The 17,261-nt window shown below is 69.7% G+C and carries 10 protein-coding genes; 4 read left to right on the top strand and 6 right to left on the bottom strand.

Annotated features, from left to right (window positions below; genetic code table 11):
• The first annotated feature begins 160 nt into the window (after positions 1 to 160).
• A complete protein-coding gene (locus ACIP8Z_RS03495; RefSeq protein ID WP_402078148.1) occupies positions 161 to 1,342 on the top strand; it encodes a PQQ-dependent sugar dehydrogenase in 1,182 nt (393 codons plus the stop codon).
• A gap of 224 nt (positions 1,343 to 1,566) precedes the next feature.
• Complete coding sequence (locus ACIP8Z_RS03490; RefSeq protein WP_402078146.1) at positions 1,567 to 2,994, top strand: lamin tail domain-containing protein; 1,428 nt, start codon at positions 1,567 to 1,569, stop codon at positions 2,992 to 2,994.
• A gap of 49 nt (positions 2,995 to 3,043) precedes the next feature.
• Here the strand turns inward: ACIP8Z_RS03490 and ACIP8Z_RS03485 are convergent, their stop codons facing one another.
• The 3 genes from ACIP8Z_RS03485 to ACIP8Z_RS03475 all read right to left on the bottom strand — a co-directional run bounded on the left by ACIP8Z_RS03485 (position 3,044) and on the right by ACIP8Z_RS03475 (position 5,238).
• Positions 3,044 to 3,706 (bottom strand): deoxynucleoside kinase, encoded by a 663-nt coding sequence (locus ACIP8Z_RS03485; RefSeq protein ID WP_402078144.1) that lies wholly within the window; start codon positions 3,704 to 3,706, stop codon positions 3,044 to 3,046.
• A gap of 320 nt (positions 3,707 to 4,026) precedes the next feature.
• Complete coding sequence (locus ACIP8Z_RS03480; protein ID WP_402078142.1) at positions 4,027 to 4,599, bottom strand: antibiotic biosynthesis monooxygenase; 573 nt, start codon at positions 4,597 to 4,599, stop codon at positions 4,027 to 4,029.
• Positions 4,600 to 4,722: 123 nt separating this feature from the next.
• On the bottom strand, positions 4,723 to 5,238 hold the full coding sequence (locus tag ACIP8Z_RS03475; protein WP_402078140.1) for a hypothetical protein: 516 nt from the start codon (positions 5,236 to 5,238) through the stop codon (positions 4,723 to 4,725).
• 418 nt (positions 5,239 to 5,656) lie between these two features.
• On the opposite strand from ACIP8Z_RS03475, the gene ACIP8Z_RS03470 reads away from it, so the two are divergent.
• Positions 5,657 to 14,221: a DNRLRE domain-containing protein gene (locus tag ACIP8Z_RS03470; protein ID WP_402078905.1), complete on the top strand. Its 8,565-nt coding sequence runs from the start codon at positions 5,657 to 5,659 to the stop codon at positions 14,219 to 14,221.
• A 13-nt stretch (positions 14,222 to 14,234) separates the two neighbouring features.
• Positions 14,235 to 14,756: an SMI1/KNR4 family protein gene (locus ACIP8Z_RS03465; protein ID WP_319311945.1), complete on the top strand. Its 522-nt coding sequence runs from the start codon at positions 14,235 to 14,237 to the stop codon at positions 14,754 to 14,756.
• Between the two features lie 85 nt (positions 14,757 to 14,841).
• Here ACIP8Z_RS03465 and ACIP8Z_RS03460 read toward each other — a convergent pair whose 3' ends face one another.
• From ACIP8Z_RS03460 to ACIP8Z_RS03450, 3 genes are all read right to left on the bottom strand, one after another.
• Positions 14,842 to 15,213, bottom strand: coding sequence for a hypothetical protein (locus tag ACIP8Z_RS03460; RefSeq protein ID WP_402078137.1), 372 nt, complete (start codon positions 15,211 to 15,213; stop codon positions 14,842 to 14,844).
• A 142-nt stretch (positions 15,214 to 15,355) separates the two neighbouring features.
• Positions 15,356 to 15,709: a UBP-type zinc finger domain-containing protein gene (locus ACIP8Z_RS03455; protein ID WP_402078135.1), complete on the bottom strand. Its 354-nt coding sequence runs from the start codon at positions 15,707 to 15,709 to the stop codon at positions 15,356 to 15,358.
• Positions 15,706 to 17,214 carry an ATP-binding protein gene (locus ACIP8Z_RS03450; RefSeq protein WP_402078903.1) on the bottom strand — a complete coding sequence of 503 codons (1,509 nt, stop codon included), beginning with the start codon at positions 17,212 to 17,214 and terminating at the stop codon, positions 15,706 to 15,708. Before ACIP8Z_RS03450 ends, ACIP8Z_RS03455 begins: the two co-directional genes overlap by 4 nt.
• Positions 17,215 to 17,261 lie beyond the last annotated feature (47 nt).

Genomic DNA, 17,261 nt, shown 5'->3' with positions numbered 1-17,261 from the left:
GCTTGGCCTATACCAATCGCGAGCGTCCCAGTAGTCTCCTCCGTGGCCAGCGGTACACCCCGCCCCCCACCCCGGTTGCGTGCTGGCGCGGGCGAAGCGACCCCAACCACTGCCCCGAGCAGCCGGGTTCCCCCCATGCGCCGCCTCCAGGAGGATCACGGTGAACGTTCGCACGAGAAGCTCGGCCATCCTCTGCATCCTCGGTCTCGTCACCTCCCTCGCGCTCTCCACGGCCTCCGCGGAGGACACCGGCACCCGGAAGCCGGTCGCGAAAGCCGCTCAGTCCGCAACGGCGGCCGAGGCGAAGAAAGTCGCGAAGATCTCGCTCACCCACGTCGCCACGGCGCGCAATCCGATCGCCGGCGCCGCCGGTCCGGGCGGCGCGATCTGGATCGCGGAACGGGCCGGAACCGTAAGGGTGTTGGGCCCACGTGGCCTCGGAGAACCGGTGCTCGACATCTCCGCCGAGACCACCACCGACGGTGAACGCGGCCTCCTCGGCATCGCTTTCGACCCGGCGCGCACACACCTCTACATCTCGTACACGAATCTCGAAGGCACCAGCACCATCGACGAGTTCGCCGTACGGAAGGGCAGGATCCGGCCGGAGACCCGGCGCACCGTCCTCACCCAGACGCAGCCGTACGCGAACCACAACGGCGGTGACATCAAGTTCGGGCCCGACGGATACCTCTACATCGCGTTCGGCGACGGAGGCGCGGGCGGCGACCCGCACGGCAACGGACAGAACCTCGACACGCTGCTCGGCAAGCTGCTGCGGATCGACCCGCGCGGAGGCACGCCGTACGCGATCCCCCCGGACAACCCCTTCGTCGGCGACCCGAACGCGAAGGACGAGATCTGGGCGTACGGGCTCCGCAACCCGTGGCGGTTCTCCTTCGACGCGCGCACGGGCGATCTGCTGATCGGCGACGTCGGCCAGAACGACTGGGAGGAGATCGACCGGGCGCCCGCGAGGAGCGAGGGCGGCGAGAACTACGGCTGGTCCCAGATGGAGGGCAACCACCCCTTCCGGGGCGGCACCGAGCCGGCGAACCACGTGCGCCCGATCCACGAGTACGCCCGCACCGGCCTCGGCTGCGCGGTCACCGGCGGGTTCGTCTACCGGGGGAGCGCGATCCCGGCGCTCAAGGGGCAGTACGTGTTCAGCGACTACTGCGACGGCACCATCCGCTCCCTCTCGCTGAAGAACGGCAGGGTGACCGGGGTGAACGACCTCGTCGTCAACGGGGGCGAGGTCATCTCGTTCGTGGAAGGCCGCGCGGGCGAGCTGTACGTCCTCGCGCTGGGCGGCGCCATCACCCGTATCGACCCGGCGTAGCCGACGAGGCACGCCACGGCCCGACCCGACGCCGGGGCGGGCCGTGGCGTGCGGTCCGGCGTCCCGCCTGACTTGAGTCCTGATGTGCGTCCCGATGTACGCCCTGGCGTGCGTCCTGCCGTTCGACGGGCGTTCATGTGACAACGGGTCCGACGCCGACCGGTGTTCGGCGTCGGGCGTGAGTCTCGTGACGCCCTTCGCCACTCTCTCAGGACGGACCCGCCGTGCTCGAAGTACGCGCTCCCCGGAGGCGCCGCCGCCTCGCCCCGATCCGCCTCGCCGTCGCCGGTGCCATGCTGCTCGCCGCGGCGACACTCGCCGCTCCGGCCGCGCACGCCGCCCCGGCGGACGACATCCGCATCAACGAGGTGGTGACCACCGGCAGCGTCGACGACTCGATCGAGCTGTTCAACAAGGGCGCGGCCGCGGTCGACCTCTCGGGCTGGGTCCTCAAGGACGACGACGCGAGCCACACGTTCACGGTGCCGGCGGGGACGACGCTCGCCCCGGGGGCGGCGCGCGCGTTCGCCGTGGCCGCGGCGTTCGGCCTCGGCTCCGCCGACAAGGCCCGCCTCTACCTGCCGGGCGGCAGCACCCTCGTCGACAGCTTCAGCTGGAGCGCCCACTCCGCCCCGTCCTGGTCGCGCTGCCCCGACGGCACGGGTGCTTTCGGGAAGGCGGCCCTGACGCTCGGCGCGCCGAACGACTGCGGCTCCGGTGGCGGGACGAACCCGGTGTCCTGGCCCGGCGGCGGCTCCGTGGCGACGGCCGACGGGGCCGACGTCTTCGGTGAGGACCTCAGCGGCCTGTACCAGGAGGGCTCCGTCCTCTGGGCCGCCCAGAACTCCGGCAAGCTGTGGCGCCTGGTCCGCGACGGCTCCGGGGGCTGGCGGCCGGACACCACCGACGGCTGGACCTCCGGCAAGTCGCTGCGCTACCCCGGCGGGAGCGGCAGCCCCGACGGCGAGGCCGTCACCCTGACCGCCGCCGGCGCCGCGGGCGGCGCGTACGTCGCCACCGAGCGCAACGGCGACGCCTCCGGCACCAGCCGCCTGTCCGTCCTCCGCTACGACGTCGCCACCGGCACCGGCAGCACGTTGACCGCCACGAAGGAGTGGAACCTGACCGCCGGCCTGCCGGCCGTGGGCTCCAACCTCGGCTTCGAGGCGATCACCTGGATCCCCGACACGTCCCTCGTCGCGGCCGGGTTCAAGGACGAGACGACCGGCGCGGCCTACGACCCGAACCGGTACGGCGCGCACACCGGCGGTGTCTTCCTCCTCGGCGTGGAGGGCACCGGCGCGGTCCACGCGTACGTCCTCCAGGACAGCGGGACCGCCACCCGCGTCGCCACCGTCGCCAGCGGCATGGCCGGCGTGATGGAGCTCCAGTGGGAGCCGCAGGCCGCCCGGCTGTGGGTGGTCTGCGACGACACCTGCGGCGGTCTGCACAAGACCATGAAGATCGGCAGCGCGGGCACCTTCGCCCCCACCGCCTCCTACCAGCGCCCGAGCGGCATGCCCGACCTCAACAACGAGGGCTTCGCCGTGGCCGGCGCCGACGAGTGCGTCGCCGGCACCAAGCCGGTGTACTGGTCCGACGACAGCAACACGAGCGGCCACGCGCTGCGCCGGGGCACCATCGCCTGCTGAGCCCCGACCGTCCCGGCGGCCGGGTCTCCCGGCCGCCGGACCCGTGCGATCAGGCGCGCCGGGTGGCTGCCGCCAGCGCGTCCCTGACCTCCTGGGCCACGCGGGCCGCATCTTCGGCGTTGTTGACGATGTCCGTGTGGTTCATGTCGATGACGAGGACGTCGCTGGCCGAGTAGTGCTTGTGCACCCAGTCGTCGTAGCCGGACCAGAGGGTCCGGTAGTACTCGACGAGGCTCTCGTCCTGTTCGAAATCGCGGCCGCGCAGGCCGATGCGGTGCAGCACGGTCTCGAAGTCCGCCTTGAGGTAGACCATGAGATCGGGAGCCTTGCGGTAGGGCAGGCCGTCGATCTCGCGCATCATCTCGTCGAGCAGCCCCTCGTACACCTGCATCTCCAGGGAGCTGATCCGCCCCAGGTCGTGATTGACCTTGGCGAAGTACCAGTCCTCGTAGATCGACCGGTCGAGGACGTTGTCCCCTCGCTTGTACGCCTCCTTGATCGCGGCGAAGCGCGTCTGGAGGAAGTACAGCTGGAGGAGGAAGGGGTATCGCTTCGCCTGGATCTCCTCGGGGCTCGCCGTGTAGAAGAGCGGCAGGATCGGGTTGTCCTCCACGCTCTCGTAGAAGACGTCGCTGCCCAGCTCCTTGGCGATCAGCTCGGCCACACTCGTCTTGCCGATTCCGATCATGCCGCCGACGCAGATCACGGACATACCTCACTTCTCCCTGGGGGTCTTCTCTTGCGTGGGCGGGTCAGCCGGGTGAGCTGGGAAACCCGCACCGATGAGACGCACGCCGGCGGTCACCCGATTCCCTGGGATCTTTGTGATCAGCGTCATGTGGTCCCGTCCGGGCCGCGGCCCTGGGGCGGGCCGCTGTCCTGGACCGGCCTGACCGTTCCGCGGCCGCCGCGGGAAGCGACGAGCCGCGGCCCTGAGGCCGCCCTGAATTTTAGATGACGAATGCGCCCCGGGTGGGCCCGAGTGCGGGCGCCCGCCTCGCCGCCCCCGAGGCGGGGAGCCGCCCCGGCTGGCTAGGGCGTGAGCCAGCCGCGCAGGAGCCGGCTCACGGCGGGCATCGCCACGTATGTCATGAGCACATTGAACACGCAGGCGACGATCGCGCTGCTGAGCAGGAGGGGGAGACCGGTCAGTCGCGGGATGAGGACGAGGCTTCCCAGGACGGAGATCGGGTAGATCGCCAGGGTCGCGCTGATCGCCATCTTCCACCGGGGCGGTGCGGGCCGTGTCGAGCCCGGCTCGGCGAACCAGGTCTCCATGCCGGTCAGGGTGCGCCGGGCGATCTCCGTGTGGTGGTGCCCCTCGCAGTCGGCGAACCAGGCCGCCCGCTCCGGAGACTCCTGCCAGCCCCGGCACGCCGCCTCGTCCCGGAAGCGGTGCACGAGGAACCACGGGGCGTCGCCGCCGGAGGAGCGGAAGAGACCGTATCCGAGATGCCCCGGGAAGGCGGCCGCGCTGTCGAGGATGCCCCTGGCCCACAGCTCGAAGGCCGCTTCGTAGCCGGGCTCCACCCGGCGGGCTATGAGGAGGGTCACCTCGCCGGTGTCGGCGGGGACGGTGGCGTGCTCAAGGCTGATCGCGGTCATGCGAACTCCATCCGATCTCACCGCGCCCGGCCGTACTCTACGCAGGGACCGCCGTGAGTGGGTGAAGGCCGCCGGGGCCGTCGCGGCCACGGCCCGGGCGAGACGGCCGACGGGAGGTGACGGTCAGTAGGCCCCTTCAGGGCCCGCCGACCCGCCCCCGGCCGGGAGTTCGCCGCTGCATGTCGTCCGGCCGAAAGCGCCCGTCGCCGTGGCGCGCTGGACGTGTGCGCCCCGTACGGCCAGGGTGCAGCTCGCCGTGCCGCCCTTCTCGTCGAGGGTGACACCGACGGACGGGGGCGTGCCGGGCGGCAGGCTCACCGTCTTCCGCCACGGCAGGCCGACACGCGTGACGACCCCCGCCGGGCCGTCGCCCGCCGCCCGGTAGGTGATGTCGGCCGTGCCCTCGCCGACCACCTCGTACGTCACCTCCGCCGCGGGTGCCCCCGCCCGGCCCTTCGGCGGGGCCTTCTCCTGGCCGAGGACCCCGAAGGCGACGAACGCCGCGCAGGCGAGCAGCAGGACGGCGGCGACGACGAAGCCGCCGCGGTCGGTGCCGCGGTCGTCCGGGCTCCGCGAATCCCTTGTGGTGGCCGGGGTTTCGGTCCCCTCCGGTGCTTTCGCTTCCTCGGTCGTCGGCATGGCCGCACTTTCTGTAGGCGTGAATTCGCCTGGGTTATACACCATCGGAATCGACCGGTGCCAGGCCGCCGACAAATCAGGCAAGTTGTTTGAGCGGTGCCACGTCGAACCTGAAATGCCCTAAATGAGCTGCCGCTTGACGAAGCGTCATGCGCGTGAATAAGAATCGCCTCCGCCTTGATCGGCACACCTCTCGCGAGGTCGCCTCCCCGTGTGGGGAGGTGGCCCTACTTGGCATGCCCTGAGGTGCTCCGGCCGAGGTCAGTGCCATCGCGACCGGTGAGGGATCCCCTTCGTCGGCGCGTTGGCGCGCTCCCCTGCGCGTACGCGCGTGAGGGGAGCCGAGGAAGGGATTCGCGTGAAATTCAGATACGGGCGGGCGATAGCCTGCCTCGTGGTCGCGGCTGTCGCCGGGACCATGCTGCCACAAGTCGCTTATGCCGCACCGGTTTCATCCGATGACGGCGAGGGAATTGTCGATGCTTTCGCCGGCTGGTTCTCGGACGACGAACCCGAGGGGCCCCAAGAGCCGTCGACGGGCGGCACCCCGGTGCTGCCGAGCCGCGAGAGGCTGCCGCAGGGCAAGGCGGTCGCGAAGCCGAAGCGCGTCGCGGAGCTGACGGGCAGGCGCACGGCCAACGCCCGCTACTGGCAGCTCTCCGACGGCCGGGTGCAGGCCGAGGTGTCGGCCGTACCGACGGGCTACCGGGCGGGGAACTCCTGGAAGGACATCGACCCGACGGTCACCCCGACCGACGCCGAGGGCTTCGCCTTCACCAACGGGACCAACACGGCCCGCAGTTGGTTCGGCACCGACCCGAGCGGCCTGCTGCGCTTCGAGGCCGGCGGCCGCGCCGTCACGCTGGGCCTGGAGGACGCGGGCAGGCTCACGCCCGTCGCCGAGGGCGACACCGTCACGTACAAGGACGCGGTCCACGGCGCCGACCTGTCGTACGAGGTCGGTCCGGGCCGGGTCAAGGAGAACATCCTCCTCGACCGGAAGCCCACGGGCCCGGTCTCCTTCACGTTCACCCTGGACGCGGGCGGGCTGACGCCCAAGGCCGGCAAGGACGGCTCGGTCCTCTTCTACGGCGAGGGCGCCGACCCCGTCCTGGTGATCCCGGCCGCGTTCATGACGGACGCCAGGAAGGACACCCGCTCGCCGTACGGCTTCGCGTACAGCGACAAGGTCACCCAGACGCTGAGCAGGGCCGGCAAGGGCTGGAAGCTGACCGTCACCCCGGACACGGCCTGGCTGGCCGCGCCCGAGCGGCAGTACCCCGTCACCGTCGACCCGACGATCTCGATCGCCCCGACGCCGACGACGGCGCAGGACGTCATGATCTCCTCGGACGGTCCGACGACCAACTACAACGACAACTGGCGCCTGTCGGTCGGTAACACCACGACCGGCACCTCCCGGGCGCTGCTGCGGTTCCCGCTCACCGGCGTCCCGGCCGGCACGAAGCTGGACTCGGCCGATCTGAAGCTGTACTACGACCAGACGCACACCACCGGCGAGACCGAGGTCCAGCTGGAGGCGCACCGCGCCACCCAGGCCTGGACCGAGGAGCAGGCCACCTGGAACAGCGCCAACGCCCTCACCGGCGAGCTCTCGGGCACGGCGGTCGTGGTGGACGACGGCGACGCCGGGCGGACGGCCGCCGTCGGCGCCTGGCCGGCGTCGGGGAACACCGCGTACACGCAGTACGCGGTCAACCAGGACTACCTGTACAACAAGGACTCGGTCGCGGGTGACACGTACACCTGGCAGCCGAACCTCCCCGAGGACGGCACCTACCAGGTCGAGGCGCACAGCATCCCCGCCTCGGACCGTGCCACGAACGCCCCGTACACCCTCACGTACGACGGCGGCAGCAAGACGTACACCGTCGACCAGCAGGCCGGTACCGCCGGGGTGTGGAAGACGCTGGGGTCCCACCCGTTCAAGGCGGGCACCCTGGGCAAGATCGTCCTGGGCGACGGTCCCGCGTCGACCGCCACGTCGGTGATCGCGGACGCCGTCCGCTTCACCAAGGGCGGTGTCGTCACCAAGCGGCCGGGCGAGCTGAACACCTGGCACACCTTCCCCGTGACGAAGACCGTCCAGTCCTGGATCGACGGCGCGAACGCCAACAACGGCTTCGTCATCAAGGCCGGCGACGAGAGCGCCAACGGCCCCAAGGGCGGACCGCGTTACGAGGGAAGCGAGTTCGGGTACGGCGGTGAGACCGCCAACTACCCCCGTCTGGTCATGACGTTCGGCCGTCAGGGCGTGGACCTCGCGGCCCCCACGACGATCCATGACACGGGCGCGGAGCTGTCCTGGTCGGCGTACCAGGACAAGGATCCGATCGGCACCGGCGACGACATCGTCGAGTACCAGGTCCACCGCTCCGTCAACCAGACGTTCACGCCGTCCCCGGCCACGCTCGTCGCACCCGTCGCGTCGACGGTGACCTCCTTCACGGACACCACGGGCGTGCCGACGAAGGCCGACGACCCCGACCCCTTCGGGCGCGCGTACTACTACATGGTCGCCGTCAAGACGAAGGACGGGCAGGTCGTCGGCGCCCCGACGCAGCTCGTACGGCTGCCGAAGGCCGGCCGGACGACGAAGGTCCTGGACGCGACGCAGGACACCACCCTGTCCTCGGCCCGTCCGGCCCTCACGCACGACACCATCGACGACAGCGGCCCGAAGAACTGGCTCAGCGTCGGCAACAACTCGGCGACCTACGGCGACACCCGCGCCCTGCTGAAGTTCCCGGCCCTCGGCATCCCCGCCACAGCCCGCGTCCTGGACGCGAACGTGCGGCTCTGGAGCACCCAGACCGCGCAGGACACCGCCGGGGCGATCTACGAACTCCGGCCGCTGACACGCGACTTCGACGAGGTCACGGCGACCTGGGCCAAGGCGAACGCGACCACGAACTGGACCACCCCGGGTGGTGACCTCGGCGCGGTGGCGGCCGACACGGGCGCGAAGACCAACGACCCCGCCCGGCACGACTGGAACGTCACCTCGCTCGCCCAGTCCTGGGTGACCACCCCCGCCTCCCAGCAGGGCGTGGCCATCAGGATGGCCGACGAGGCCGCCGCGCAGGAGCGGACCCTGTTCCTGTCCTCCGAGGGCACCGAGCAGCGCCTCCGCCCGAGGATCGTGGTCACGTACATCGACTCCACCACCGAGTCGACCTACTACGCGCCGCAGACCCCGGCGCGGATGACCCCGAACACCGACTACACCGTCGACTTCACCCTCACCAACACCACGGCGTCGACGTGGAACGCCGCCGACCAGGTCCTCACCTACACGTGGGCCCTCCCGGACGGCACCGACGTCACCAACGGCGGCAACCAGGTCAGGACCGCGCTGCCGACCGACGTCGCACCCGGCGGCTCGGCCGGCCTGCAGGCGACGGTCAGGACGCCGGTCAACTCGGACAACGGCAACAAGCGCACCGACTACGTCCTGACCTGGGACGTCTACAACAAGACGGCCGGCACCTGGGCCTCGGGCACCGCCGGCATCCCGGGCCTGAAGCAGAACGTGGCGGTGGAGGACCCGACCTCCAACCAGCTCGGCATGGAGAAGTTCTACTCCTACACGGGCAAGAACACCGGCGCCGGCTCGACCGTCATGAACAACACGGCCTCCGGCAACACCGTCTGGCAGTACAACGCCTTCACCAACCCCGGTCGCGGTGTCACCACCTTCGCCCGGTTCGCCTACAACAGCCTCGACACCTCGGACACGGTCTCCGGCCCCGGCTGGTCCTTCCAGGCCGCCGGCCCCGTCCGGCTCGGCGCGCCGCTGGAGTTCCACCCCAAGCCGCACCCCACCGAGATCAGGCTCCCGGACGGCGACGGCACGACCCATGTCTTCCGCGAGCAGCCCGACGGCTCCTGGAAGGCCCCGGCGGGCGTCCACTACAAGCTGACGGCCAAGCCCGGTCTGGACTGCACGCCCCTCAAGGACCCGGTGCCCGACGCCTGGACGATGACCCGTCCGGACGGCACCCGGTTCGTGTTCGGCTGCGACGGCTACCTGACGTCGCTGGTCGAGAAGAACGGCAACACGCAGACGTACACCTACGAGGAACGCAAGTCCAACAACAAGCCGACCAAGTTCCTCAAGTACATCACCGACCCGGCGGGCCGGCAGTCGCTGACCCTCGCGTACTACTCCAAGGCCGACAGCGGCAACCCGAAGATCATCGACCACGTCAGGTCGCTGACCGACATCTCGGGCCGCAAGGTCACCTTCGACTACTCCGACAAGGGCCTGCTCACCAGGATCACCGACGGCGCCGGCTCCACCCAGCCGAAGGTCTTCGGCTTCGAGTACGACGCCACCCAGGGCAACAAGAACGTCAAGCTCGTCAAGGCCACCGACCCGCGCGGCAACGCCACGTCGCTGGCGTACAACTTCCCGCAGACCGGGGACGACCCGAAGTACCACTGGTGGACCAAGACGATCACCGACCGTCTCCAGGGCTCCACGGGCTTCGTGTACGCGGTGAACGCCGGCGACCCCAAGTTCACCGACACCCGGGTCACCGACGCCGAGTCGCGTGCCACCGCCTACGTGACCGACGACTTCGGCCGCGCCGTCCAGTCGACGAACGCCAAGTCGCAGACGATGAAGCTCGCCTGGGACGCCGACAACAACGTCACCTACGCGGAGGAGAACAACGGCGCCAAGACCGCGTACTGCTACGACCAGAAGACGGGATACCCGCTCTGGAAGCGCGACGCGGAGAACAACAAGGCGGGCGTCCCGCCCTCCTCCGACTGCGCTCCGAACGTCTACCCGGCCAATTCCACCCGGTACGCGTACCAGACCCGCGCCGACGGCTACTCGGCCGATCTCTTCACCAAGACCTCTCCCGAGGGCCGGAAGTGGCAGTTCGGCTACGACACCTTCGGCAACCTGAAGACGGTCACCGACCCCAAGGGCGTCGCCACCACCACCGTCGCCGGTGACTACACCACGACGTACGAGTACGACGCGTACGGCCAGCTGACCCGGGCGACCGACGCCAACGGCAACGCGGACACGAACAGCGACTTCGGGCCCACGGGCTTCCCGGGGACGATGACGGACGCGCTGAACAAGTCGTCCGCCTTCGTCTACGACGAGCGCGGCCAGGTCACCGAGGTCACCGACGCGCTGGGCAAGAAGATCACCCAGACCTACGACACCTTCGGGCGTCCGCTGGTCAAGACCGAGCCCAAGGACCAGGCCGCCGGTGACCTGATCACCGCCCCCGCGCCCGTGTACGACGCCAACGACAACGTCACCACGTCGACGGCGCCCAACGGCGCGGTGTCCACCGCCGTGTACGACGCCACCGACCAGCTGACCTCGGCGACCGCGCCGAAGTACACCACCACGTCGGACGAGCGGCGGACGACATACACCTACGACAAGGTCGGCAACCTCAGGACGACGACCGAGCCGAAGGGCACGCTGACCACCGCGGACGCGACGGACTTCGTCACGACCAACTCCTACGACGAGATCTACCAGCTCACCTCCGTCACCAACGCGAACGGCGACAAGGTCAGCTACGAGTACGACAACGCGGGCAACACCACCAAGGTCATCGACCCGAAGAAGAACGCCACGGCCGACCCGGCCGACTACAGCAGCCTGTCCGCCTACGACCTGAACCACCGGGTCACCGCGGCCACGGACGCCGCCGGCAAGATCACCAGGAAGGCCTACGACAAGGACTCCCTGGTCGTCTCCACGACGGACGCCGAGAACAACACCACCTTCGTCAGCTACGACGAGCGCGGGAAGCAGACCGAGGTGAGGATCCCGCGCAGCGGCACCTCGCCGATCACCTACCGCACGACCCGGTACGAGTACGACCAGGTCGGCAACACCACCAAGGTGATCACCCCGCGTGCCGTCGAGGCGGGCACGACCACGGCGTTCACCGCCCGCACCGAGTACGACGCGCTGAACCGGCCCAAGCGCCGTTACCAGCCGTACGACCCCGCGGACGCCCGCCACAACGACCCGAACGTCTACACCGAGACCGTGTACGACGCCGTGGGCCGGGTCGCGAAGACCTCCATGCCGCCCTCGGAGGGGCAGACCGTCCGGAACGACGCCGTCTTCGAGTACTTCGACAACGGCTGGACGAAGAGCTCCACGGACCCGTGGGACATCGCCACCACCTACGACTACAACGACGTCGGCCAGCAGACGACCCGGACGCTGACCTCGGCGGGTGGCTCCTCCAACCGCACGATGACCTGGTCGTTCTACCCCGACGGCAAGGTCAGGTCCCGCTCCGACGACGGTGTTCCGGTGGGCAAGGCGGTCGTCCTCGCGGACAACTCCGACACCCAGCACACCTCCGCCACGGGCACCTGGGCCACCGGGAACATCACCGGGCAGCAGGGCTACGACCACCGCACCCACGCGGCCGGCGCCGGCACCGACGCCTTCACGTGGACGCTCGACGTCCCCGAGGACGGCACGTACACCGCGTACGTGCGGTACCCGAAGGTCACGGGCGCCGCGACGAACGCGAAGTACACCCTCAGCCACGGCACGACCACCGAACCGGCCGTCACCAAGGACCAGAACGCCGGCAGCGGCACCTGGGTCAGCCTCGGCGGCTACGCCCTCAAGCGGGGCGAGGACACCCGGCTGAGGCTGGAGCAGAACAGCACCGGCGTCGTCGTCGCGGACGGGATCAAGCTGGTCCGTGACAACTCCGCGGACACCGACACCGAGAAGCGGACCTTCGACTACACCTACGACGTCAACGGCAACCTGACCGCGATCGGCGACACGTCCTCCGGGGCGAGGGTCGACGGCTACGCCATCACCTACACCGGCCTCAACCAGGTCCGGAAGGTGACGGAGTCGCTGGCCGGCGTCGAGAAGAAGGCGACGTCCTACACGTACGACGCCAACGGCCAGTCGGAGACGGTCACCCACCCCAGCCAGTTCTCCAGGTACACCTACGACCTCCGCGAGAAGGTCAAGACGGTGTCCGTCGGCAAGTCCGCCACGGACACCGCCCCCAAGGTCACGTCATACACCTACACCGACCGCGCCCAGAAGCTGCGGGAGACCAAGGCCAACGGCAACACCGTCGACTACACCTACTACCTCGACGGTGCCCTGAGGTCGACGACGGAGAAGAAGGCGGACGGCACCACGCTGGTCGCCTCGCACACCTACGCCTACGACGCCAACGGCAACAAGGCGCAGGACGCCGCGAAGAAGATGAACGCCGACAACCGATCGGCGTACCTCGACTCCACGACGGACTTCACCTACGACCCGGCCGACCGGCTGACCAAGTCGGTCAAGACGGGCAACGGCGCGGGCACGGAGACGTACACCCACGACGACAACGCCAATGTCATCAGCCAGACCGTCAAGGGTGTCGGCACCACGTTCCAGTACGACCGGAACCGGCTGCTGACCTCGACGACGGCGGGTGTCGGCGCCCAGTACGCCTACGACCCCTTCGGGCGCCAGCAGTCGGTGAGCTCCGGCGGCAAGGTCGTCGAGCGGACCGTCTACGACGGCTTCGACCACGTCGTGGAGTCCCAGAAGGCGGGCGCCGGCGGCGCGCTGACGTCGACGACGTACACCTTCGACCCGCTGGACCGCACCGCGTCGAAGACGTCGGACGGCAAGACCACCGAATTCGAGTACCTCGGCCTGTCCGGTGAGGTCCTCGACGAGAAGGTCGCCGGCGCGCTCACCAAGTCGTTCCAGTACAGCCCGTGGGGCGAGCGTCTGTCGCAGACCAAGCACAACACGGACGGCACGACCGAGGACGGGTACTACGGCTACAACAGCCACACCGACGTCGAGACGCTGACCGACAAGAACGGCGACGCCAAGGCGACCTACGGCTACACCGCCTACGGCAACAACGACGCCACCGAGTTCACCGGCATCGACAAGCCCGAGGCGGGCCGGCCGGACAAGGAGGAGTACAACCCCTACCGCTTCAACGCCAAGCGCTGGGACGCCCAGTCCGGCACGTACGACATGGGCTTCCGGGACTACAACCCGGGCCTCAACCGCTTCACCAGCCGCGACATGTACAACGGCGCCCTCGCCGACATGAAGCTGGGCGCGGACCCGTACACGAGCAACCGCTACGCCTTCACCGGCGGCAACCCCACCAGCCTCGTCGAGCTGGACGGCCACTTCGTCTTCGCGATCCCGGCCATCTACTGGGCGGGGGCGGCGCTCGTCACGGCGCTGTACGCGGCGACGCCGGAGGGCCAGCAGAACCTGGCCGACGCGGGGGCGGCGATCGGCAGCATGCTGATGCCGTCCGCCGACGACACCACGTCCAGCGACTCGTCCGACGAGCCGCGGCCCGGCCCCACGCCCAGCCCGTCGCCGGGCCCCGCGCCCAGGCCCGCGCCGCGGACCACCGACACCAACAACCCCGCGTGCGACCCGACTCCGCTGATCGACGGCGGACGGATCTACGGCGGCCTGGAGGAGTACACCGACCACCAGGGCAACAAGGGCTGCCGCGCGACCGGCGCCTTCGCGTTCCTCACCAAGGCCGACCGCAGGTCGCGCACCGGTGCGGGCGGTCTGCCGAGGTGCCCCGAATGCGAGCCTTCTGTCCAGCCGGACGGAATGGGAGAAATCGCGGCAGGAGGCGGAGAGCCGCAGGCGGGTCACCTGATAGGTTATTGGGGCAAGGGGACGGGTCAGGATGTCAAGAACCTGGTCGCATTGCACGGAAGCGCGAACCGGAGGATGGCCAGCAAGGTGGAGCGCTTCGGTTGGAAGCATCTGACCGGGGACAACAAGCTGATCATGTCGGTCGTTCCCGTCTACGGAGATCCGCATTCGGCGGTTCCCACGCTGGTCCAGGTGGGAATGACCGCGTACGGACCTCAGGGGGACATCGTGGACACGTTCTCGTGCACGGCGATCAACTCCCAGTCCGGCGTCGGCTCGACCTGCTAGAAGGGGCCCAGTGGTGGCAACGCTTTCCGAGATACAGGCCCTGTTGGGCGAACCCCGGTTCAACTGGTCGGATCCCGCACCATGGATCGGACTGGAGCAGGAACTGGGAATCGAGTTCCCGGCGGACTTCCACGGGATCGTGGACGCCTACGGTTCTGTCTCGATCAATGGGCAGTTGTATCTGAAACACCCCGCAGGACACCTTCTGCATGATCTGGGAACCATGATCAAGAGGGAGCTTGAATTCTGGGGCGAGGAGGACATGGCCGAGTACCTGCCGAATCCGGCAGGAACGAAACCGGGTGAATTGATTCCGGTGGCGACGGCCACGACGGGGGAAATGATTTTCCTTCGGATTCCCGAGGAGGCCTCTTCGCCCTGGCGCGTCGTCGTCCAGGAGATGGACAGTCCGTCGTGGACGCTCTACGAGATGACGTTCGGCGAGTGGCTGCTCGCCTATCTCAAGGGGAGGGACGTGACGCTCTGCGTGCGCGACCGCGCGCCTGACGGTCCGTTCTACGAGTTCCTGCCCTAGGAACGCATCCGCGAAGCCCCACCCTTCTTGGGTGGGGCTTCGTCATGTGCGCCTGCATGGGCGGGCTTCGTCATGTGCGCCGACGTCACGGCGCCCAGCGTCCCGCGATCAGCGCGGCCTGCTCCCGCAACGCCGAGATCTGGATCTCGCGCACCGGAGCCTGGTCACCGGCGCGGCGGCGTCGGCCGAGGCCGCCGGCGAGGTCCGGGGCGTCGTGCGCGCGCTCGGCCGGTTCAGGGTGGTGAGTGACGGCTTCCCCGCCTTCCCCGACATCGTCGCCTTCGATCCGCTGCGGATCCTCGGCACCCGGGCCGACGGGATCACAGGGCACGAAGCCAGGCGGCTGCTCTTCCGGGACCACCAGGTCATGGCCGAGGTGGCGACCGGCGCGGCGATCGTCGCCGTGATCGGCGCGGGCTCCGTCCCCGACACCGACCGGTTCCTCGTAGCGCTGCACACCCTGCCGTCCCCGCTCGCCGGATCCGGCGCCGACCCGGCGGCCATGCGGCCCCGCCGGTACCCGGCCCCGCGAAGCTCACCGCCCCCGAGCCCCGGAGCACCGACACCGACCGGGCCGTGACGTGCCGGCTGCCGTCCCGTCAGGGGTGGAGGTGCTGCCGCCAGTCCTGCGGGACGCGGTCGGCCGGGCCCGGGGCCGGCTGGTCGGCCGGGTGGCCGTCCGGCGGGGCCAGTGCGGGGCCGGCGTCGTACAGATCGTCGGTGGCGTAGTTCCAGAACCAGCTCTCGCCGGGCTCGAAGCTCTGGACCAGGGGATGCCCGGTGGACTTCCAGTGCGCGGTGGCGTGCTGGGCCGGTGAGGAGTCGCAGCATCCGATGTGGCCGCACTGCGCGCAGCGCCGCAGGTGGAACCACCAGCCGCCCACCGCGTCGCAGTCCCCGCAGCCCGGGCCGCTGGGCGGGACGCTCGGGTCGATTCCCTCGATCTCGGTCATGCGTGCTCCTCGGCGCTGCTGGTGCCGGCGTCGGCACCGGTGCGGGGGTCGGGGTCGGGGTCGGAGCCGGGTTCCGGCTCGGTTTCCGTCTCGGGGGCGGTCAGCGGCAGCAGCACCTGGAATCGGGTGTCGCCCGGGACGGACTCGACCTGGAGGCTTCCGTGGTGCTTGCTCACGACGATCCGCCAGGAGATGTCGAGACCGAGCCCCGTGCCCTCGCCGACCGGCTTGGTCGTGAAGAAGGGGTCGAAGATGCGGCTGCGGATCTCCTCGGGGACGCCGGGGCCCGTGTCGCGGAACTCCACGAGCAGCCGGTCGCCCTCCCGGGCCGTACGGACCGTCAGGGTGCCGTCGCCGCCGTCGCTCCCGATGGCGGACACCGCGTTGTCGATGAGGTTGGTCCACACCTGGTTCAACTCGGCCGGGTAGGCGGGCACGTCGGGGAGGGAACGGTCGTAGTCCTTCACGACGCGTACCCGCTTGCCGATCTTCCCGGACAGCATCAGGAGCGTGCTGTCGAGGAGTTCGTGGACGTCGACCTCGCGGTGCGGGGCGCGGTCGAGCTGCGCGTACTGCTTGGCCGCGTCCACCAGGTGGGAGATGCGGTTGGTGGAGTCGTCGATCTCGTCCATCAACAGCTCTGTCTCGACGGTGTAGTTGAGCCAGCCGATGGCCCCGGGCAGCACGTCTTCGGCCACGGTCGCCGCCACCTGCTCCAGCCAGTCCGTGTCCAGACCGGCTTGGACGAAGGTGGGCGCGAGGCGCCAGCCCTCCGGGATGCCGTGGTCCTCCAGCCAGTCGGCGAGCTCGTCCTCCCGGTCGGACGCCTCCAGCGGGCTCAGCACCGGCGCCTTGGCGACCCGTTCCGCGGTGCGTTCCTGGATCTCGATGAGATCGGCGAGCGCCTCCCGGGAGTAGGGGCCCTTGGCGATGATGGACAGTTTGTGCCGCATCTTGCCGACCCGCTCCCGGAGCGACGCCGTGGCCCGGACCGCCGCCGCGGCCGGGTTGTTGAGCTCGTGGGTGAGTCCGGCGGACAACGAGCCGAGCGCGAGGAGCCGTTCACGCTGTCCGATGGCGCGCTGGGTGTTCTTGGACCCGAAGAACAGCCCTTCGAGGAGGTGCACCGCCATCGGGAACCAGTCGGCCATGATGTCCGCGAACGACTGCGCGGGCATGACGAAGAACCGGGTGGGCTCGGTCACCCGCATGGAGTTGTTGTACGTCTGCGGCACCCGGTCGCCCAGATACGCCTGCATCGCTCCCGCGTACACGCCGCGCTGCGAGGTGCGGCTCACCTCCACGTCGTCGCCGCCGACCCGGCGGTACAGGACGACGGTTCCCTCGATCATCACGTAGAAGCAGGTGGCCGGGTCGCCCTCGGTGTAGACGGGGCCGGGTCCGAACCGTTCCACCCGTCCCTCGGCGCAGAGCCGGGCGAGTTGCTCGGGCGAGAGCTTCTCGAAGAGGAAGAGCGAGCCGATCTCGTGCCGGTCGCAGGGCATGACCTCGCCACCCGCGTCGGCGCCACTGCCCGCGCCGCCCGTGCCCT

Origin of the sequence: Streptomyces sp. NPDC088553, assembly GCF_044752965.1 — a bacterium.
Taxonomy (GTDB): Bacteria; Actinomycetota; Actinomycetes; order Streptomycetales; family Streptomycetaceae; genus Streptomyces.
The sequence above is the reverse complement of the archived record's forward strand: the minus strand, read 5'-3'. Positions and strand labels throughout refer to the sequence as shown.